This is a genomic window from Thalassotalea agariperforans (genome assembly GCF_053470345.1).
In genome coordinates, this window is record NZ_JBQMWH010000026.1 from 1 (window position 1) to 19870 (window position 19870).

A 19870-nucleotide genomic window follows, 5' to 3' on the forward strand; every position below is an offset into this window, starting at 1 on the left:
TAGAAATAAGTGTTGGTGAGACATCAGCATCATACATTTCTTTGAACGTTGCGACGATATCTCGCGTTGTCATACCTTTGGAATACAGGTATAAAATCTTGTCATCCATCGAAGTAAAACGGGTTTGATTTTTCTTAACGAGCTGAGGCTCAAAACTGGAGTCTCTGTCACGAGGTGCGTCTAAATCAACCTCGCCATCTTCTGTACGAATGGTTTTAGGTGAATAACCATTACGGTAATTCTGATGCTCAGATTGTTCATGGCGGGCATAACCAAGGTGTTCGTCTAATTCAGCGTTAAGTGCTGCTTCAACCGTTACCTTAGTTAGCATTTTACGAAAGTCAGTTAAGTCTGCTTCGGTTTTAATCGATTTAGCGGCTTGCTTCGCAAACGCTTCAAGTGCTTTCTTATTCATAGTCTGCCTATCCTAAACCCTACATGGGTATTAATGATAGGCAGTTACACAGATTTTGTTACAGGGTCTTCAAATCTAACGACTATAAATAAAAACACTAGCTTATTGTAAAGTTTTTTCAGCCAATACTTTTTACTTTATTTCCAGTCTAACTCGTTTTTATAAAATTCAGGATTAGTGGATAAATAAGCTGCCTTTAATTTTTCCAAATCTGCTGTATCCACTTGTGTTATCCACTTTTTAATCATCGCTTTAGAGTTTCTCTGTGTGTCGTATGTGCCTGCCCTATATGTTTTATTATTTGCTCGCGTGGAAGCACTGATATCTTGCTCAATTGCGCTAGTTAAAGGTAGTTCGGAAAATTTAAATATTTTTTCAAACTCTTCTTTTGGGTTCTCACATAACTTCTCATAACTGACAAGGAGTTTATCATCATAATCTTTCAATGTTTGACAGACTAATTTTTGCTGGATACCTTGAAACTTGCCAAAGCTCTCCCAAAATCCGGAAACAGATGCTGTATTATAGTTTTCATCGAATTGCCTTCTTTGATCAGGTGAAAACTTTCCCTCAAAAGCATCTCTAGCCCAACCACTTGCATAATGACTATTAGCAATCGCTGCTGGGTGCCTATACAAATAAATCACCTTGGGTTTGTACTTATCTAAGATATACTCCAAAATTAGTGGGTTAACTTCTTTGATCACTCTCTTTTTATTTAGGGTATTTGAAAACCATTGTTTGGGTTTAGCAATCACCGATGAAGTAAAATTTGGGTGCTTAGTAAAGGTTGTTTCTATTAAATCGAGATAGTTTTGTTTAGTTTTAATTGACGCTATTGAATCAATTGTAAAGACCGACTGACCTTCAGGGTTCTTTAACAAATAAGTACGCGTTATTGGCTCTCTAAGGTATAACGCTCTTTCCCCACTTCCTAAGACTTTTCCTACCCAGCTAGAACCGCTTCTTGGCAAACTTACCACTAAGATAGGTTTAGCTTCGTTTAAAAAATCCTTATATTTACAGAAAATAAATTTAGGATTGTTGATTAAAAACCAACATCTCAATATAAAAAATTTATACTGAGGCGGAATACGTTTATATAGAAGTTCTTTTATATTCATCATATTATTTAATGTTTAGCTTCGGTCATTAATTCTATTGTACTATTCCATTTTTGCATGACTATGTGTTCATCAAAGTTTGCAATACTCGGTAATTTTTCATGAGGCTTTGCATAATTGAGTTGATATATAATTTCTTCTGTTAAACATTGCTCTGTAGCAGAAAGTGGTTCCTGGTAATTTCTATTTTCCCCATCTAATCGAGGAATAATAGACCCCCCTGCTAGTCGATGGGCTTTTAGCAACTGAGGAGAGTTAAGGTTATACCCTAGAATTTCCCTTGGCCCACTCATACAGTCCGTAGTTACTACTTTTGCCCCTATCGCTACGGCTTCCAATAAAGCATTTGCAATGCCCTCCCACAGAGACGGAAAAGCAAAAACGTCACACTTATCAACTATTGCGAAGGGGTTTTTTTCATAGTTAAAAATTTTGCAGTGGTTATCTAGCTGAAACTCGTTTATTAGATTATCTAAGCTAGATTTCAAAGGGCCTTCACCTAATATAAGTAAAACAGCTTCCGGTTCTGATTTGAGAACAAATTTGAACGCTCTAATAAGGTGATGCAGACCTTTTTGTTCGTTTAACCTACCGACAGTGATCACACTTTTTTTATTGGTGATAAAATTAATAATTTGTTTGTTCTGTATCGACTGCTTTGCGAGTTGACTAAATTTTGATAAAGGCTGTGGATTATATATCGTTTTGATTTTATCTTTATCCAGCTTTAAATTATGAATAAGCTGTTCCTGTAATTGCTCTGCCACAACAACGATAACATCGGCTCTTCTATAAAAAAAACCTAAAACAACATAAATACATTTTTTTATAAAGGGTGACTTATGGCTATATTGTGCGTCTAAATTATTCCTAACGCTAACAACACTTTTAATATTTAATAGCTTACAAATAATTATGTTCGCTACGTTACTTCTCTCTAAAAATGAAATAGATACGTCTGGCCTAATTTTACGAAAATGCGATGCTAGAAAAAATAACCAACAAAAAAAATTATAGAACTTTGATATTTTTATTTTTTCATCAAACCCTTTATATACATGTAGGTCAATATCACTAAGGTCATAATTACTCAAGCTTTGAGAATCTATAGCTGGGAAAAGATGGCAATTGTAGGACTCACTAAAATAGTTAGCGAGTCGTATGATCATTTTTTCAGCTCCACCTGTTTCTATTTGATCGATAAGAAATGTAATATTATTTTTCATAATCTTATCTAGCCTTTAAATAACCGTAAATATAAAATGGCGCTAAAGCCACTAAAGCTAAATAATCCCATACGGTATACTTACCTTTGTTACTCGGGTTAGGAGCGCCACCACGTTTAGCACTTGCCATACCTTGATAATACATACGTGTGGCTATCCAGCTGAATTTAATGCGCTCAGGTAATACTTGGTGCTGAACCAACGCACTGCCTTGGTATAATATTTTAAAGCCATTAGCCGTAGCATCATGGCATAGTTTGCTTTCTTCACCACTGTACAACTTACCTTCTCGACGACCTAAGTTTTCATCAAAATTAGCGAGCTTTCCTAAACGCGCTTTGTTTAAGCCAAAATTAGCACCTACAACACGTGAAACTTCTATGGTTTTTTCTCCCAAATCAAGCATGGAATATTGATCAAGCACAACTTGTGATTTCTGAATAAATGAAGGGGTTTTATGCCATTTGGGGATGATTTTCCCCCCCGCTATTCCTACATTTTCTTGCGACAACGCTTCACTTAACTTTTCAGCCCAATCAGGAGCGGCAATAGCATCCGTGTCTATGTAAAGTAGAATGTCCGTTTCACAAAGTTTTATAGCTTCATTGCGTGCATACGATAAACTTTTAGCAGGGATCGTATGGTAGTCAAACGTTATATTTTCATTTGTTAATTGCTTACAAAGCAATGCTGTTTCTGCGTTGTTTTGTTGATCTAACATTAATACACGAGCGGTAATGTTTTTTTGTAACGCTAACGACTCTAATGTTTCCGCGAGTAGCCAGTTAGGCTCAGCGTATCGAGTTAACGTAATGGTAATTGGTAAAGTCATAAAAATTATTCACTTTTGTCCGACAAACTCATGAGTTCGTCGCAAAATTTTTGCCAAGTAAAAAGCGCGGTTAATGCTTGTGTATTTTCAGAAAAATTAACCGTATTTCTTAATTTTACAAATGCCGTTATAGCCTCAGCTATATCATCGCTACTTTGCCCTGCAGCAATAATACCAGTTTCGTTATGACTTATAACTTCATGAAAAGCTGGTAAATTTGAGCATATTACTGGTGTTTTATAATGGTAAGCTAACGGTATAACACCTGTTCCTGTCATACTACGATAAGGCAGTATTACAACATCAGCTCGTGTAAAGTAATTAGCAGCATCCTCATCTGATGCATACTGAATAACTGTTTCAATATTATCGACTAAACCCAATGCATTAATTTGTTCTTGGTATTTGTCCCAACTTCCCCAGCATTCTCCAACAATAGTAAGTTTAAAACTGTCTTTATTAAGTTTCGCTACTGCATCTATTAATATATCAAGCCCTTTGTAATCACGAATAATGCCAAAAAAAAGCAACTCTAAAGGTGCTCGTTTTTCAAATAACTGAGTAGGTTTGGGATATTGATCAAAAATAGGGTGTGGGCTCACGGCTATATTTGCTTGCGGTAGTTCTTCCTTAATTTGCGAAGCAAGTGCTTGGTTATGCGATAAAAAATTATCACTACTTTTTAATTGATAACGCATTAATGCGTTTTTTAAACCGCCAGCTTCGTGATCAAATGCGTTATGCACTATTGTGATCACTTCAATGCTAGCATTTTTACAACGCCTGGCAATGTACCCTAAACAAGGCGCCACAAAAAAGGTCCACGCTGGAATAACTACAACGTCAGTATTATTGGCTTTTAGTTGCTTAATTACCTTTAACCAAGATAAAGGATTAACTGTGTCAATTAAAAAGCAACAATCTATATCTTTAGGCGCTTGGCTAGTACTGTCCTTGTCATCGGTTCCAGGAAATAACATCGCTGGATACAAACGTTTAAAAGAGTAAACAGTTAAGTCTATATCGTCACGATGATGTAAATTAATCGCAACTTGTGTTGAATGTTTAGCAACGCCACTACGATATGGCTCTATTGGCGCTAACATAGCCACTTGTAATGGTTTTTTAGAGACCACAACTTATCCTTTTAGCTATTATTGTTTTTGTTATGCTTTTTTTCTTCACTGAGCTCTAATTCAATTCGCCTAACTTTTTCAAGCGTTTGCTCAATTAAATGTCGATTAAAGTTCATTAAGTCGGCAAGTAGCGCAATTAAAAAAGACACAAAACCTAATATAGTAAAGGTGCCACCCAGTATTAACGATTGAATGTGACCACTACCATCGCCGGTAAAGTAAAAATACAAAAAGCGGATAATAGGAATAATACCCAATATTGAAAGCGTAGCACCTATAAAGAAAAACACTCTTAACGGTTGATACATAGCATACATACGTATAATCGTAGTTAGTTGTCGCTCAATAAACTTAGGTATACTGCTAAATAAACGTGACTCACGTGTTTTTTCATTAGTTTCAACCGGTACAGAAGCCACTGACATGTGCTTTTTACCGGCTTGAATAAGCACTTCAATGGTATAACTAAAAGGCGATACTATATTTAACTGTAAGGCTGCATCACGGCTGTATGCTCTAAAACCACTCACTGCGTCAGGTACTTTTACGCCTGAAAGTGCTTTAACAACATAACTACCTACTTTTTGTAGAAGTTTTTTAAGTGGTGAAAAATGCGCTACTTTACTGGTATTACGATCACCAACTACAACATCTGCTTTACCATCTAAAATAGGTTGAATTAACTTTGGAATGTCCCAGCCCGCATATTGATTGTCGCCATCGGTATTTACCACAATGTCAGCACCAAGATGCAAACAGGCATTTATACCCGTTCTAAACGTTCTAGCTAAACCACGATTATTTTTATTAATAATAATGTGATCAACACCTAGTTCTTTAGCTACTTCTATTGTTCTATCTGTTGAGCCATCATCAATGATCATTATTTCTACACTATCTATTCCTTCAATTTTTTTAGGAATATCATGATAAGTAGCTGGTAAGGTTTCTTCTTCATTGTAGCAGGGGATTTGTACAATTAATTTCATTAATAGTCCTTATTAACCGCTCGTTTTATATGATCTATATTCTCATATAATATCTTTTTTACATGACAGATACATGTTTTTATTTTGAATACTGTACTTATTAATTTGTCTGTCATTAATAATAAATATAATGTTAAGCCACATATAAACAGCAATAAATATTCATTTCAACACACATTGCATATTTATTTTTTTTTAACTACTCATTAAACGCTTATATAAACATACTTTGTGATTTTACATCAGCTATGAATACGGTATGATTTCATGCGTATTTTAGAAAATATCGGTTTTATAGTAACTTATATACAGTTTCTTTATCTATATAACAACTCACATCAATAGAGATAACCTTTGAATATATTAATGATCGCTCAACGCATTCCCTATCCGGCTAATAAAGGGGAAAAAATTCGTTCATTTAATCAAGCTAAGTTTTTAGCTGATCTTGGTCATCACATTCATGTGATTTCCCCAATTGAAGATGAAAGCGAAGCTGCTTACGTTGAGCAATTAGCTAAGTTACCGAATTTTTCTTGTGAATATGCTCCTCTGCCTAGCAAACCTTATAGGTTACTAGCGGGGCTAATGAAAAATGAATCATTAAGTGTCGCTAACTTTTACTGTACTCAATTACAAAAGTTGATTGATAAAGCCTTAACTGAACAAGTATTTGATGCCATTATTTGTACTAGCTCTGCGGTTGCTAAATATGTATTTAACAGCAAAGTATTAAATACACTATCTAAAAAGCCCAAATTGCTGATGGACTATATGGATTTAGATTCGGATAAATGGCAGCAATATGCAGATAAAACTGCTTGGCCAATGAAGCTTATTTATCAGCGCGAAGCTAAATTAATCTCGCAGTACGAGCTAAAAATTCAGCAAAATTTTGATGCTTGTGTTTTTATTGCTGATGCAGAAGTTAACTTATTCAAAAAAGCTGCTGGCAATATTACTAATGTTCATACCTTAGGTAATGGCATGAATACAGAAGAGTTTTACCCCGCAGAAGCTCCGACAAATAATGAAGCACCTAAGTTTATTTTTACTGGCGTGATGGACTACAAACCTAATGTTGATGCGGTAATTTGGTTTGTTGAACAGTGTTGGCAAACTATTATTAGCACTTACCCAAAAGCAGAATTTATTATTGCCGGTATGAATCCAAATGCTGCGGTATTGAATTTGAAAAAATACCCAGGCATTACGATTACTGGTTTTGTTGATGAAATATTACCTTATTATCATCAAGCTGATTATTTTATTGCACCATTCAGGTTAGCCCGCGGTGTGCAAAATAAGGTATTGCAAGCCTTTGCTTGTGGTTTGCCGGTAATTTCAACCCCTATGGGAGCGGAAGGTATTGATTGTGTCAATGGCGAACATATTTTACTCGCTAACACACCTAAAGAATTTTTACAGCAACTGCAGCTATTAGAAAAACAGCCAAGCTTAAAGCAAACCATAAAAGATAATGCATTAACCTTGATCTATGATCATTATTCTTGGCAAGGTAAACTTGCTCCATTAAAAGCCTTGCTTGAAAAATAAACATTAAGTCTGAGATAAAATGAAAACGCTGATCAAAGAAGTTATTTTTTTACTGTTTGCCTTAATCGTGCTACCACTAACGCTAATCTACTTAGTGCTAAATTTAATATTAAAAAGTGACAGCCTATTTGCCGCTTTCTCGCAGTTTTTAAGTTTACTTCCTGGGAAAACAGGCTCGTTACTGAGAACCGGTTTTTATCGTTTTACGATGAAGTATTGCCACCCTAATGTGGTCATTGGCTTTGGAACTTTGTTTTCACAACGAAGTACTGCTATTTTAAAAAATACCTATATTGGCCCGCAGTGTAATATTGGTAAATGCCAAATTGGCAAAGACACTCTATTAGGCAGTGGGGTACATATTATGAGTGGTAAAGGTCAGCATAATTTTGATGATTTAAGCACTCCAATTAAAGATCAAGGTGGTTCATTTGAGCAAATTACTATAGGTGATGATTGTTGGTTAGGGAATGGGGCTTTAATCATGGCAAATATCGGCAACCATTGTGTAGTTGCCGCAGGTTCTGTGGTGATTAATGATATACCAGATTATGCGATTGTTGCTGGTAATCCGGCCAAAGTGATAAAGATGCGTAATGCTTAAATTTTTTACCTTTATAAACTTACTGTTAGCCACTGTTTCTTTGCCTTTGATGGCACTTGAAATTGACAGCGAAAAACTTTTTTTATCTCGCTTACAACCCTCTACAAAAGCTACTTCTACAAAGCATACTATTACCGTTAGCAATACAACTGAATTACTAAACGCTGTCAATAAAGCGAACACCCAAGGTGATACCTTAATTTATTTACATGAAGGGCAATATAACCTTAAGCAAACAATATTTATTAAAGCTAACAATATTCATATAGTAAGTTTAAGCCAAAACCCTTTTAATACCGTGATATCAGGCCAAGGAATGCGAGCAACAAAAACGGTTGATAACCTCATTAGAGTATCAGGTGCTAATTTTCAATTAGATGGTGTAACGCTAGAAGAAGTTGGCAATCATTTAATTCAAATTGTAGGTGAAAGTGAAGCAAACAACCCCACTATTCGAAATTCTGTTCTACAAAATGGCTATGAGCAATTATTAAAAGTTACCTACGATAATAAAAAACCGAATGCATATTCATCTAGTGGAATAGTTGAAAATTGCTTGTTTAGATATACCGCAGGCATAGGCCCAAATTATTACATTGGCGGCATTGATGCTCATGGCATAAAAGATTGGGTGATCAATAATAATATCTTCGAAAACATCGCTAGCCCTAGCAGGTATATTGCTGAGCACGCTATTCATATATGGAATAATTCAGCCTATAACGAAGTTTCAAATAACATTATTATTAATTCAGATCGTGGTATTGGTTTTGGTATGTATACCGAAAAAAAAATTAATCATCGTTACGGACATCTCGGTGGCGAAATTCGAAATAACATTATCTATCATGCAGATAATAACCCCCCTTTTGCTGATACAGGCATTATTTTAGAACAAAGTCCTGATACTAATGTGGTAGGTAATATAATATTATTAGAGCATAGTTATCGCTCTGCAATTGAATATCGTTTTACTTCAACGGTTAATGTTTTAATTGCAAAAAACATAACCAATAAAAAAATTCAAAAAAGAAATGGTGCTGAAGCTATTTTGCTAGAAAATATAACCAATAAAAAGCAATCTGAATTAGCATTAAAAGACAAATTAAAGCTATTTTTAAAACATTAACTGGGTTCTGTCTTTATCGCCATACCAATAACATCGTATTGTTGGGTGGGAAATTGTTCAAAAAAGGGTATTTTTCTATTTACCATTTTATTGTTAAGCAACGGCACTAACCATTTAAAATCAGCAACTGCTTCCGCTTCGTCAAATATTGCTTCCGCAGTTAGGCCATCACGCGCTAACGTATCAGGATGAAGCTCTAATAATACAATCACTGTATCGGCTTGTGTAATGGTATTTTGAGCACCTCTGAACACCGCTTTTTCTTGCCCTTCAACATCAATTTTAATGACAATGTTTTTTGATAAATTAATCTGATTTTTGTCTATTAACGAATCTAAACTATAAACTTGAGTTGAACCTTGTTTCAATGGGTCAATATGGCCTTCGTGATCACTGGCTTGTTCGCTTTCAAAATTAAACTGACAAGTACCATCAAAATCAGAAACCGCATAGTTAAATACCTGCGCTGGTAGCTGATGATTATGCTTTAAAATATTAAATGAAGAAGGGTTAGGCTCTAAGGCAATAACCTGCTGTAGCTGTGTACAGTGTTTCTTTACAAGCGCTGAAACTGTACCAATATCAGCTCCTAAATCTATAAAATCAAATGCGGCCATGTTTTGATTAATAAAGTCAGTAAAGGGTAACATTTCTTCTAAATAGTAATTATTAGGGCCAAAGTTTTTCCAAAAACACCATTGATCATAAGGCACATAAAATGCCTGTTGACCAACCTTGTGCTTAATTACAAAGCGTTTAAATAACTTAGCCGTTAATAAATAAAAGCGATATTTGCCTTTTGCTTCATTTAGCTGTAAATAAACAAAAAATTGATTTAGCCATTGAGGGAATTGTTTCATAAATATTATTTGTCGGCTAACGCTTGATACAATGTTGAGCGTATTTCAGGTAAATTTTTCTCAGTCGTGCTAATAAGCTCATCCACCAACATATACTCTTTACTAACAGTTAAAATTATTTTTACACCACTAGCATTTTTCCCTAATAGCATTAAATAAGCTTGGTACAATTTCGTTTTGCTAGCACTATTAAAGTGTTTACCGTTAATTTCATACCAATGCAATAGATAACGTCGTTCACCAAATTGTGACGCTAGCTCAGTAAGGGTAAATGGCTGCTGTGCAATTATTTTATTTTGATGCCCGATTAACGACCACTGTTTATCGCCGTATAAACGATGTTCTGATGAAATAAGCTCACCGCCAACACCGTTGTAATAAGCAATATAAGTCTCAATATTTTTTTTACTACTATTAGGTAAATTTATCATACCCAAAATTTCTTTATCAGCACCTTTAAGTTCAGGCGACCATGCTTTGTTTACATGTACCTGATAAGGTAAGTTATGACTAACTATTCCTTTAGGGCTTGTAAATTCTGGTGTACTAAATTGACTAATATTATAGAGCCAGATTTGCTGCCCTAGTGCTACCAAGATAAAACACACAACCGGTTTTACATTAAAGTTTGATAAAATTAATGACTTCTCTGTTTCATTTTCTTGGCTAGTAGTTTCTGGTTCAGTTACAACTGGGGGTTTTTTGTCTCGAAAGCGCTCACCCAATAGAATAAGAATAAATAAAACAATAGTATAAAACACACCGCCATAAATTAGGTGATCAGCACCAACGGCATATTGCATATCACTTAAATGCCCTGTTAACACAATACCGTACACCCTTAAAGCATTAGCTAAAATAGGTACCAGCACAGACACAACGACAAATATGGCGCGCTTTTTAATACTAGTAAACGAGACATAAGCATATGCAAAGCCAAATACGATAGAACTAATTAAAAAACTAATTCCGGAGCAGGCTTCAGCGACTAAAAATCGCCCTTCAGGAATATCCAAATACAAACCATTTCGATAAATAGGTACATTGGTGAATTCTAGTAACGGTACCGAAATGTCAGTGGTTAACTCCTGTAGATAAGGAATGAGCTGATCACCGATAGGAATACAAAAAAGTATAAAAAATAACGGGAAAGCTAATATTTTTGCTACTTTATGACCCACCAATAACCAAATCAATAGAGGTAATGAGGTAAAGGTAGCAATATGCATCAATATTTTAATATCACCTACTAAGGCAAAAAGCTGTAAGAACACGGCTCCTGTTAATGGAATGATAGGGAGCAGTGTTGGCTTAATATCAGCAACTGAGATTACGCTACGCTTCTGATAAATAAGGAATAAGCAAAAAGGTAATACAAAAAAACAATGATTGAAAATTTCAGAAACAAACCAAACATCAACAGCAGTAGCAATACCTTGATAAAATATTACTAGCCATAAACTCAACGCCAAACCGCTAACAACATAAAACGTCCTGTTTTGATTTGGCATCACGCTACTTTCCTTGTGGTGTTAATAATTTAGCTTTAATTTGGTTGTTATCTAAATAGACATCTTGCATTGAAGACCAATGGTAGTCTGTTAACAAGCGCTCTATTTTACCTGCCATTTTAGACAAATTAATATAGTGTCTAAATTTTGATTTGAACGACGCATTGCTTACTTTCGGCTGATTTGGATCTATTTCCCAAGGATGAAAATAAAAACTATAAGGCGCATTTTCTTGCGCTAGGTATTTATTAATGCGTCTTTTTGATAACCAATAAGGGTAAAGTCTAAAATAACCGCCACCACCAATACCGGTGTTACTTTCTTTTTCTCGAATTGTTGGAATTGGAATTTCAATAACCCCTTCAGACCTTTGATAAATGAATCTAGGCCATTCTGGCGTGCCATATAAGTCATGTTCAATCGGGTAAGTACTTGAGCTATAAACAATACCTAATTCCGCTAATAATTCAAACGCCCATTCATTATTTTTTCCAATAGAAAAGCTCGGTGCACGATAACCTAAGACCTTATTACCACTAATATCTTCTAGCAAATGAATACTGGTTTGAATATCTTCTTTTAACTCTGCCCGCGATTGTGTGCTAGCACGGCGATGGTTCATACCATGGCTTGCTATTTCATGGCCCTGCTTAGCAATTTCAGCAATTAACTCAGGAAACGCTTCTGCTACCCAACCTAAAATGAAAAAGGTGCCCTTAGTATTATGCTTTGCGAATAAATCCAAAATTGCTCGGGTATTATAATCAACTGTTGGTTGACAACTTTTCCAATCAGCTGGCGTGATCACTTTCTCAAAAGCGGAGACATGAAAATAATCTTCTACATCGACCGTCATCGCATTCAACATTGATGACTGTTTAATTAACTCTGACATTTAACTGTTATCTACCTTGGCCGAATAAAACAATTTCAACCGTGCGGATCAAAATCAATAAATCTAATAAAAAACTACGATGTTTAATGTAGTACAAATCGTATTTAAGCTTTTCAAGCGAGTCGGCTTCAGATGCGCCATATGGGTATTTAAGTTGTGCCCACCCCGTTAAGCCTGGTTTAACATTATGACGTTCGTTGTAATAAGGGATACTTTTAATTAACCCTTGAACAAATTCAGGGCGCTCAGGGCGCGGGCCAACAAAGCCCATATCACCACGCATCACGTTATAAATTTGTGGTAATTCATCAATTCGGTATTTACGTAAGGCTTTACCAATGCGTGTGGTTCTGTCGTCATTTTTTGACGCCATTTGCGCGCCATTTTTTTCTGCATCAATACGCATTGAGCGAAATTTAATAATATTAAACGCTTGTCCGTCTAAGCCGACCCGCTCTTGAAAATAAAATACTGGCGCTTTCAAGCCTTCATCAAGCTTAATTAAAATAACTGTGATCAACATGATAGGACAAGTAATAATAAACAAGATAAACGCCATGGTGGCATTAAATATCCAATCTAGGGTATTACGTAAATAATTATTTGAAGCAAAGCCATTTGAATAAATAACCCAACTTGGATAAATTAAGTTAACCGCTATTTGACCCGTTTCACGTTCAATAAAGTCTAGAATTTCAGTGACTTCTACACCTCGAATTTTACAGGCAAACAAATCATCTATTGGCAAATTGTTACGGCGCTCATCACTCGCCACGACAATTTCATCAATTTCATTTTCTAACGCATAGCTAACCAAAGAGCCTTCAAGCTCAATACGGTTTTCATTTTTGATACCATTTTCGGCATCACCGTCCATCACAACAAAACCATGTAAATTAAAATGCTGACGGTCAACATCTCGGCGCATACGTTTTTCAATAATAGAAGAGCGTTCTCCAGCACCTAATACTAAGACCCGGCGTTTATTAAAACCAAAAAAATCGATACGAAAAACAATAGTGCGCACTATTGCTATCATAATAAAACTAAAAACAGAGGTTAGTGCTAACAACTCAATAGCTAACGCATTGGTACCATAAAATGGATTGATAATAGTTACGAGGAAAAAACCGATAGCGACAGAAACAAGCAAACGCCTTAATACACCACGTAAACTCTCACGCAATTTCGAATTATATAAACCAAGTGCTAGAGCTGAGAGTTGTACTACGAGGGAAAATACTAAAGCATAAATCGCTAAAACATTTTCAGGAACTTTAGATTGCTCAACATAAACAAAATATCGGTTCAGTAACACAGTTGCAATTAATGTCGCGGCCAGTATAAGCAACTCCATCAACACCAATGATTTACTACCCGCAGAGACATCACGAAATTTAGGGTTAGACATTACGGCTAGAATTCCTTTTTTATTATTGTCAGCAAGCGATTTAGATTACTGTATTAGACTGGATTCGAAGATAAAAGTAAAGAATTTGCACCCTTAGCACGCAACTAAATAACCATATTTTTATATAATTAAAATCAACATTAATATGTAAAAATAAAATACAATCTGTTACCTTACATTTACTTTACAAAAAAGAATAAACTCTTGCCTCTTTTAAGGTTATAGGTAACTACCATGGAAAAAAGTATTTTTAACAAAATCAAGTTCGTTTCACTCGTTCTTACGTTCATATTTATCAATGGTTGTAGTAACACATCCAAGTTACCACAAGCAACGATTCACCCTTCTGAAACTAAAGATATCACCTCGTATAAATATCTTATTGGACCAGGTGATAATTTAAAAATATTTGTTTGGCGCAACCCTGAAGTTTCAGGAACGTTCAAAGTTAGACCTGATGGTATGATCACTACTTCATTAGTGGAAGACATTCCAGTATCAGGTAAAACACCAACGCAAGTAGCCAGAGAATTTGAAAAGATTTTAAGCACCTACTTGCGAGAGCCTATCGTTACTGTCACTGTAACTGGCTTTATTGGACCGTTTAGTGAGCAAATTAGAATTGTTGGTGAAGCTGCTAAGCCAAAATCAATTAATTACACACAAAATATGACCTTGTTAGATGTAATGATAGATGTTGGGGGGCTAACAGAGTTCGCAAACGGCAATAATGCTTTATTAGTCAGAATTGAAAACGGCAAACAAAATCAATATCCAATTTATATTGATGACTTAATCAAAAATGGTGACATTTCAGCGAATGTTGATGTTTTACCTGGTGATATTATCATTATTCCAGAAACTTGGTTTTAATAAATACGGTTTTAGAGGTTAAGTTACATAATGCAAGAAGTACTAGAACAAGTATTAGATTACCTAAAAGGTATCTGGCTAAAACGTCGTTATATTATGATCGCCACTTGGTTAATTTGCCCTGTTGGTTGGTTATTAATATCTCAAATGCCTGATGTATATAAGTCTCAGGCGAGAGTTTATGCCGATACACAATCAATTTTACGTCCGTTATTAAGAGGGCTGACTATTGAAACTAATCCCGAAAGTCAAATTTCATTAATGGCAAAAACGCTCAAGACGCAGCCAAACTTGGAACGCATTGCCCGTATGACCGACTTAGATATTTCAGCAAATACACCTGGACAATTTAACGCAGTAATTAATGATTTAAGAAGAAATATCAATATTTCATTGTCAGGCGGTCGTGGTGCCAACTTTTTCACCATTTCTTATACTTCGCAAAAACCTGAGTTAACCAAAAAAGTTGTACAAGCCGCATTAACTGTATTTATTGAAAATACCTTAGGCGATGATAGACAAGACAATGATTCTGCTCAAGAGTTTTTAGATGAACAAATTCGAGAATACGAAAAACGACTTGCTGAAGCAGAAGCAAAAGTAACCGCGTACAAACAAAAATATAGTGATATTTTACCTGGTTCTAATAGTTATTACTCACAATTAAAAAACGAAAAGACGCGTTTAGCGCAAGCTAAATTAGAGTTAAAAGAGCTAGAAACAAAGCTTGCATCGGCTCAAAATCAATTATTGGAAAGTTCGCAAACACCAAATAACATTTCAGAAAACATTGAAAATGATAACCGTGTTAGCACTGTTTACGATGACAGAATTAAAAGCCTAGATAAGAAACTTGATGATTTATTATTAAGGTATACTGAAAAACACCCTGACGTCATTGAAACTAAGCGCTTACAAGATTATTTAAAAGAAGCCAGAAAAACTGAATTAGAGGCCTATTACGCTTCTTTAGCTAAAGAAAATAATAATCAAGAAAATGGTAAACAAACTATTTCCAATAACCCTATTTTGCAGGAGATGCAAATTCAAGTAAATCAGCTTGAAAACGCTGCTGCATCATTGCGAGTACGAGTTGAAAATTATCAAGCAAAAGTAACTGATTTAGAAAATGTTATTCATACAGTCCCTGAAATTGAAGCTGAATATACTGCCTTAAACCGTGATTATGGCGTTATTAAAAATAAATTTACCCAACTACTAAACAGAAAAGAAACAGCATCTTTGGCGCAAGTCGCAAATGAAAGCACCAATAAAATAGACTTTAGGGTTATTGATGCTCCTAAGGTTCCAACCAAGCCAACAGGCCCTAAACGTATTCCATACTTTATTGGTGTAACTATTTTAGGTTTTGCTGCAGGCATTGGTTTATCTTTCTTGTTTAGTCAAATTAATCCTGTTGTTACTTCCGCCAGCCAAGTTTCAAGAGCAACTGGCATTCCAATTTTAGGTGTGGTTTCCGCAACAGAAAATTTAAATTTGAAAAAATGGCATAGAAAAAAGACAATTATTTTTATTGCTTCTAATGTCTGCCTATTTGCGCTATTAACATTCTTTATGGCTTATGTATTATTGCCTGATTTCATACAAGCCCCATTAAGAAGGATTTTTTATTAATGAGCACCATTGAAAAAGCACTTGCTAAACAAAAAACATCATCTACTTCTTCTGAACTAAATGAAAATTACCTAAATAAGCAAGAAGTTAATACTGATGAAAAAACAATGGCTCCATCCGTAGAAATACAGAAAACGGCTAGTAATAACAATTTTCAACTTGATTTAGAAGAACTTAAAAACCGAGGCTATTTAATTGATAATGGCACGCGGAGTAGTATTAAAGATGAATGCCGACAAATAAAACGTAAAATTCTCAATAATGCATTTGGCAAGGCCGCTAAAACTCTAAATAACCCTAATTTAATTATGGTGAGTAGCTCTAAACCACATGAAGGCAAAACCTTTGTATCAATTAATTTAGCGCTTAGTATTGCTTTAGAGCAAGATAAAACGGTACTTCTTATCGACGCAGATGTTTTAAGACCTAGCTTAGCCAGAGAGTTAGGACTGCCCGAATCTAACGGTTTAATTGAATATTTATTAAATGACGAAAAAAATATTAGCGATGTTATTTATAATACCAATATTGACAAGTTAAAAATAATCCCTGCTGGGGAACCACATCATTTATCAAACGAATTACTAGCCAGTGATAAAATGGAAGCTTTGGCGAATGAATTAGCCGCCAGATATCCTGATCGTATTGTTATCTTTGACACTCCCCCCCTGATAGGTGTCACTGAAACACTTGTTTTGTCGAGTTTAATGGGACAAGCGATTATAGTTGTTGAAGAGTCAAAAACACCAATTGAAGATGTTAAAAAAGCAACTGAAGCATTGAATGAAAATTTAGCTGTTGGTTTGGTAATCAATAAAGCAATAAGAACTCATAAGGACTTGTATGGCTATTACGGCTATGGATATGAAAAATAATTTTTCTTTTCTTACGTGCTTACTTTGTTTAACTCCTTTGTTTTGTAACGGTGGAGAATGGCGCTTTGAACCAGGGTTTAATATTAACGAGCAGTATTCCGATAATATCGAACTAACACCGAGTGATAAAGTTACCAGCTTAATCAGCCAAACTAGTTTATTATTAGACACTTCCTACAAAGGAAAAAATAGTGTTATTAATTTAAATTCTGCAAGTACTTATGCTTGGTATAGCCATGATCATAGCTTAGATAAAGACTATCATACATTATCAGCGGATAGTAAAATCATGTTATGGCCCAACGGTATCACATTATTGTCAAATATTAGTATCAGGAATCAATCAAGAAATGAAGCTAGAAACAATAGTAATGATATAACTTATGGCGATACAACCCAAACCCAAAATTATCAAGTGGGACTTGAATATCAAATCAATAACCGTAATCATAGAACAAATTCTTCGTTCATATATAGCGGTTATTCGTCTGAAGATAATATTGGTGAACAAGATGGCACAACATTTAATTTAAACTCAAACAATGGCGTTGCGGTTAATCATTTATTTTGGGATGCTACAGCTATTTATCGTACAAGAGAGAATAATAATAGTGAGTCAAAGCAACATCGATTTGATGCTAAACTAGGATTAATTACTGATTATAAGTTTATTCCTTTTATTCGTTATTATAACGAAGATAATTCTGGCAATATTTCCAGTAATAATAGCTTTGAAACTAACTCTTATGGCTTAGGTTTTCGTTGGCAAGTAAAACCTCGCTTATTTATCGATTTATCTTACAACGAACCTATTGATAATAATGGCGATAATACAAATAGCCAAACAGAGGCTTACCTTGATCTATTAATTAATTGGCAACCAAGCTCGCGTACAAAAATACAAGCGAGCCATAGTCAACGCTTTTATGGTGACAGCTATGGTTTAAATTTAACTCATCGTAATCGCCGCTTAACGAATACCATTAGTTATAACGAGCAAGTACAAAGCTTTACCCGTGATAATTACCAAGTTGTATCGTCAACATTTATCTGCCAAAATCCAGATGCTATTGATTTAAGTGATTGTTTTATTCAAAACGGTGATGTTTTTAATCCTGAAGATATTTCATTGATAACTATTAATTCTTTAGAACTTGTTGAAGATAATGATTATTGGCTAAATAAAAATTTACAATGGTCATCAGTATTAACGCTGCCACGTACTAGTTTTTCGTTAAACCTTAATCATGCTGATCGTAAAAATTTGAATTCAGGCAGTAGTAACACCACAAAATCAGCTTCAATAAACGCAAGCCGTAAACTATCACCTGGTTCAACCTTTGGTTTACAAGCAAGTTATGACGAAAGAAGCTATGACCAATCATTAATTAATCGTAACGGGCAAACAGACAAATATCGTCGTTATGGTATCAACTTTAAGAGAAGCTTAAATCAAGCATTAGATTTTACCCTTGATCTTGATCGGATTAACCGAACTTCAAATCAAGAACGTTATACCTATTCAGAGAACCGCCTTTCTTTACGTTTAACAAAGGACTTTTAACTCGATGTACGAAAGTTACTATGGCTTTAAAGAGCGTCCATTTCAATTAAGCCCAGACCCTCGATTTTTTTTCGCTTCTAGCCATCATCAACGCGCATTGTCGTATCTGCAATATGGTTTAGATCAAGGCGAAGGCTTTATTGTAATAACCGGCCCTATTGGTACCGGTAAAACTACAATTGCCCGTAATTTATTAAATAACCTTGGTGATGAAAGCATTGTTGCGGCTCAGTTAGTAACGACTAAACTAGAACCACAAGAATTATTAGAATTAGTGGCGTCTGAATTTCAAATAGAAACGGTCAGCAATAACAAAGCTGATTTATTACAAGCAATTGAAAAGTTCTTAATTAATCTAAATAAACAAGGTAAGCGCGCCCTATTAATTGTTGATGAAGCACAAAACTTACCGGCAGAAACGGTTGAAGAGCTAAGAATGCTATCTAACTTCCAGCTCAACAACAAACCGTTAATTCAAAGTTTTTTATTAGGACAGGAAGAGCTAAAAGGCATTATTCAAGCGCCCAATATGGAGCAATTTCGCCAACGTATTATTGCTTCTGCGCATCTTCAACCACTTTCAGTTGATGAGGTTAAAGAATATATTAACCACCGTTTGCATCAAGCAGAGTGCAATAAGGAAAACTTATTCACTGATGAGGCGTTTGCATTTATCCACGAAAAAACCTTAGGTGTTCCGCGAAAAATTAATATTTTTGTTGATCGTATTTTATTATTTGGTTTTTTAGAAGAGTTAGAATCTATTGATTTAACGGCTATTAAACAAGTTGCTGACGAGATGGACTTTGAATTAACTGGCTCGTTACGCACTAATCAGATGCCGAGCATTGAACCTAATAGCAATACCCAACAACAAGCCCCTGCACAAGTTGTGGTAAATTCAGCAGAAAAAGTTGAAAGCATGAAGGAAGTGCTGCGTGAGGTCGAAGAGTATTTAGAAACCACGATTAAACAAAAAGTAAAAATGGCGCGTTATGTCGATAAATTATTAAAACAAAAAAACCGTCAATATGCTGAAGAACAAGCTAGTATCAATGATACTGATATTAGCGAGAGCAACGACAAGGTAAGTTAGTTTCTAAAAAAAGACCCTGTAACAAAATCTGTGTAACTGCCTATCATTAATACCCATGTAGGGTTTAGGATAGGCAGACTATGAATAAGAAAGAACTTGAAGCGTTTGCGAAGCAAGCCGCTAAATCGATTAAAACCG

At 35.1% G+C, this 19870-nt stretch carries 18 protein-coding genes; 8 read left to right on the forward strand and 10 right to left on the reverse strand.

The window, feature by feature from the left end; all coding sequences use genetic code 11:
- The 6 genes from ACSLUO_RS17310 to ACSLUO_RS17335 all read right to left on the reverse strand — a co-directional run.
- On the reverse strand, nucleotides 1-415 hold a 415-nt coding region (locus ACSLUO_RS17310), incomplete at its 3' end, for a transposase (RefSeq protein ID WP_448250482.1).
- A 137-nt stretch (nucleotides 416-552) separates the two neighbouring features.
- A complete protein-coding gene (locus ACSLUO_RS17315) occupies nucleotides 553-1542 on the reverse strand; it encodes a sulfotransferase domain-containing protein (RefSeq protein WP_448250484.1) in 990 nt (329 codons plus the stop codon).
- Between the two features lie 5 nt (nucleotides 1543-1547).
- Entirely contained in the window at nucleotides 1548-2765 is a 1218-nt protein-coding gene (locus tag ACSLUO_RS17320; RefSeq protein ID WP_448250486.1) for a glycosyltransferase, read from the reverse strand.
- A 4-nt stretch (nucleotides 2766-2769) separates the two neighbouring features.
- Complete coding sequence (locus ACSLUO_RS17325; RefSeq protein ID WP_448250488.1) at nucleotides 2770-3597, reverse strand: glycosyltransferase family 2 protein; 828 nt, start codon at nucleotides 3595-3597, stop codon at nucleotides 2770-2772.
- A 5-nt stretch (nucleotides 3598-3602) separates the two neighbouring features.
- Entirely contained in the window at nucleotides 3603-4733 is a 1131-nt protein-coding gene (locus ACSLUO_RS17330) for a glycosyltransferase (protein ID WP_448250490.1), read from the reverse strand.
- 11 nt (nucleotides 4734-4744) lie between these two features.
- Entirely contained in the window at nucleotides 4745-5722 is a 978-nt protein-coding gene (locus ACSLUO_RS17335; RefSeq protein ID WP_448250492.1) for a glycosyltransferase family 2 protein, read from the reverse strand.
- Nucleotides 5723-6088: 366 nt separating this feature from the next.
- Here ACSLUO_RS17335 and ACSLUO_RS17340 point away from each other — a divergent pair, with 366 nt between their 5' ends.
- Genes ACSLUO_RS17340 through ACSLUO_RS17350 form a run of 3 tightly spaced genes read left to right on the forward strand, consistent with a single transcriptional unit; the run spans nucleotide 6089 to nucleotide 9012 of the window.
- Nucleotides 6089-7279 (forward strand): TIGR03087 family PEP-CTERM/XrtA system glycosyltransferase, encoded by a 1191-nt coding sequence (locus tag ACSLUO_RS17340; protein WP_448250494.1) that lies wholly within the window; start codon nucleotides 6089-6091, stop codon nucleotides 7277-7279.
- Between the two features lie 19 nt (nucleotides 7280-7298).
- Nucleotides 7299-7883 (forward strand): acyltransferase, encoded by a 585-nt coding sequence (locus ACSLUO_RS17345; protein WP_448250495.1) that lies wholly within the window; start codon nucleotides 7299-7301, stop codon nucleotides 7881-7883.
- Nucleotides 7876-9012 (forward strand): right-handed parallel beta-helix repeat-containing protein, encoded by a 1137-nt coding sequence (locus ACSLUO_RS17350; RefSeq protein ID WP_448250497.1) that lies wholly within the window; start codon nucleotides 7876-7878, stop codon nucleotides 9010-9012. Before ACSLUO_RS17345 ends, ACSLUO_RS17350 begins: the two co-directional genes overlap by 8 nt.
- Here ACSLUO_RS17350 and ACSLUO_RS17355 read toward each other — a convergent pair.
- From ACSLUO_RS17355 to ACSLUO_RS17370, 4 genes are read right to left on the reverse strand one after another with little or no spacing between them, the layout of a single operon-like run.
- Nucleotides 9009-9872, reverse strand: a complete 864-nt coding sequence (locus tag ACSLUO_RS17355; protein ID WP_448250499.1) for an FkbM family methyltransferase — start codon at nucleotides 9870-9872, stop codon at nucleotides 9009-9011. The two genes, ACSLUO_RS17350 and ACSLUO_RS17355, sit on opposite strands and share 4 nt — an antisense overlap.
- 5 nt (nucleotides 9873-9877) lie before the next feature.
- Nucleotides 9878-11383, reverse strand: a complete 1506-nt coding sequence (gene xrtA, locus ACSLUO_RS17360; protein WP_448250514.1) for an exosortase A — start codon at nucleotides 11381-11383, stop codon at nucleotides 9878-9880.
- A gap of 4 nt (nucleotides 11384-11387) precedes the next feature.
- Nucleotides 11388-12278 carry an XrtA system polysaccharide deacetylase gene (locus tag ACSLUO_RS17365; RefSeq protein ID WP_448250501.1) on the reverse strand — a complete coding sequence of 297 codons (891 nt, stop codon included), beginning with the start codon at nucleotides 12276-12278 and terminating at the stop codon, nucleotides 11388-11390.
- 7 nt (nucleotides 12279-12285) lie between these two features.
- A complete protein-coding gene (locus ACSLUO_RS17370; protein ID WP_448250503.1) occupies nucleotides 12286-13689 on the reverse strand; it encodes a TIGR03013 family XrtA/PEP-CTERM system glycosyltransferase in 1404 nt (467 codons plus the stop codon).
- Between the two features lie 234 nt (nucleotides 13690-13923).
- Here ACSLUO_RS17370 and ACSLUO_RS17375 point away from each other — a divergent pair, with 234 nt between their 5' ends.
- From ACSLUO_RS17375 to ACSLUO_RS17395, 5 genes are read left to right on the forward strand one after another with little or no spacing between them, the layout of a single operon-like run.
- Entirely contained in the window at nucleotides 13924-14562 is a 639-nt protein-coding gene (locus ACSLUO_RS17375) for an XrtA/PEP-CTERM system exopolysaccharide export protein (protein ID WP_448250505.1), read from the forward strand.
- A 30-nt stretch (nucleotides 14563-14592) separates the two neighbouring features.
- Nucleotides 14593-16197, forward strand: coding sequence for an XrtA system polysaccharide chain length determinant (locus tag ACSLUO_RS17380; RefSeq protein WP_448250507.1), 1605 nt, complete (start codon nucleotides 14593-14595; stop codon nucleotides 16195-16197).
- Nucleotides 16197-17072 (forward strand): XrtA-associated tyrosine autokinase, encoded by an 876-nt coding sequence (locus ACSLUO_RS17385; RefSeq protein WP_448250509.1) that lies wholly within the window; start codon nucleotides 16197-16199, stop codon nucleotides 17070-17072. Before ACSLUO_RS17380 ends, ACSLUO_RS17385 begins: the two co-directional genes overlap by 1 nt.
- Nucleotides 17041-18636 (forward strand): TIGR03016 family PEP-CTERM system-associated outer membrane protein, encoded by a 1596-nt coding sequence (locus ACSLUO_RS17390; RefSeq protein ID WP_448250511.1) that lies wholly within the window; start codon nucleotides 17041-17043, stop codon nucleotides 18634-18636. Before ACSLUO_RS17385 ends, ACSLUO_RS17390 begins: the two co-directional genes overlap by 32 nt.
- Nucleotides 18637-18640: 4 nt before the next feature.
- Nucleotides 18641-19732 carry an XrtA/PEP-CTERM system-associated ATPase gene (locus tag ACSLUO_RS17395; RefSeq protein WP_448250513.1) on the forward strand — a complete coding sequence of 364 codons (1092 nt, stop codon included), beginning with the start codon at nucleotides 18641-18643 and terminating at the stop codon, nucleotides 19730-19732.
- Nucleotides 19733-19870 lie beyond the last annotated feature (138 nt).

Bases quoted from the DNA above. Each gene is read 5' to 3' on its own strand.
- ACSLUO_RS17315 (WP_448250484.1), bottom strand. From the start codon at position 1,542: ATGATGAATATAAAAGAACTTCTATATAAACGTATTCCGCCTCAGTAT.
- ACSLUO_RS17320 (WP_448250486.1), bottom strand. From the start codon at position 2,765: ATGAAAAATAATATTACATTTCTTATCGATCAAATAGAAACAGGTGGA.
- ACSLUO_RS17325 (WP_448250488.1), bottom strand. From the start codon at position 3,597: ATGACTTTACCAATTACCATTACGTTAACTCGATACGCTGAGCCTAAC.
- ACSLUO_RS17335 (WP_448250492.1), bottom strand. From the start codon at position 5,722: ATGAAATTAATTGTACAAATCCCCTGCTACAATGAAGAAGAAACCTTA.
- ACSLUO_RS17340 (WP_448250494.1), top strand. From the start codon at position 6,089: ATGATCGCTCAACGCATTCCCTATCCGGCTAATAAAGGGGAAAAAATT.
- ACSLUO_RS17345 (WP_448250495.1), top strand. From the start codon at position 7,299: ATGAAAACGCTGATCAAAGAAGTTATTTTTTTACTGTTTGCCTTAATC.
- ACSLUO_RS17350 (WP_448250497.1), top strand. From the start codon at position 7,876: ATGCTTAAATTTTTTACCTTTATAAACTTACTGTTAGCCACTGTTTCT.
- ACSLUO_RS17355 (WP_448250499.1), bottom strand. From the start codon at position 9,872: ATGAAACAATTCCCTCAATGGCTAAATCAATTTTTTGTTTATTTACAG.
- xrtA (WP_448250514.1), bottom strand. From the start codon at position 11,383: ATGCCAAATCAAAACAGGACGTTTTATGTTGTTAGCGGTTTGGCGTTG.
- ACSLUO_RS17365 (WP_448250501.1), bottom strand. From the start codon at position 12,278: ATGTCAGAGTTAATTAAACAGTCATCAATGTTGAATGCGATGACGGTC.
- ACSLUO_RS17370 (WP_448250503.1), bottom strand. From the start codon at position 13,689: ATGTCTAACCCTAAATTTCGTGATGTCTCTGCGGGTAGTAAATCATTG.
- ACSLUO_RS17375 (WP_448250505.1), top strand. From the start codon at position 13,924: ATGGAAAAAAGTATTTTTAACAAAATCAAGTTCGTTTCACTCGTTCTT.
- ACSLUO_RS17380 (WP_448250507.1), top strand. From the start codon at position 14,593: ATGCAAGAAGTACTAGAACAAGTATTAGATTACCTAAAAGGTATCTGG.
- ACSLUO_RS17385 (WP_448250509.1), top strand. From the start codon at position 16,197: ATGAGCACCATTGAAAAAGCACTTGCTAAACAAAAAACATCATCTACT.
- ACSLUO_RS17390 (WP_448250511.1), top strand. From the start codon at position 17,041: ATGGCTATTACGGCTATGGATATGAAAAATAATTTTTCTTTTCTTACG.
- ACSLUO_RS17395 (WP_448250513.1), top strand. From the start codon at position 18,641: ATGTACGAAAGTTACTATGGCTTTAAAGAGCGTCCATTTCAATTAAGC.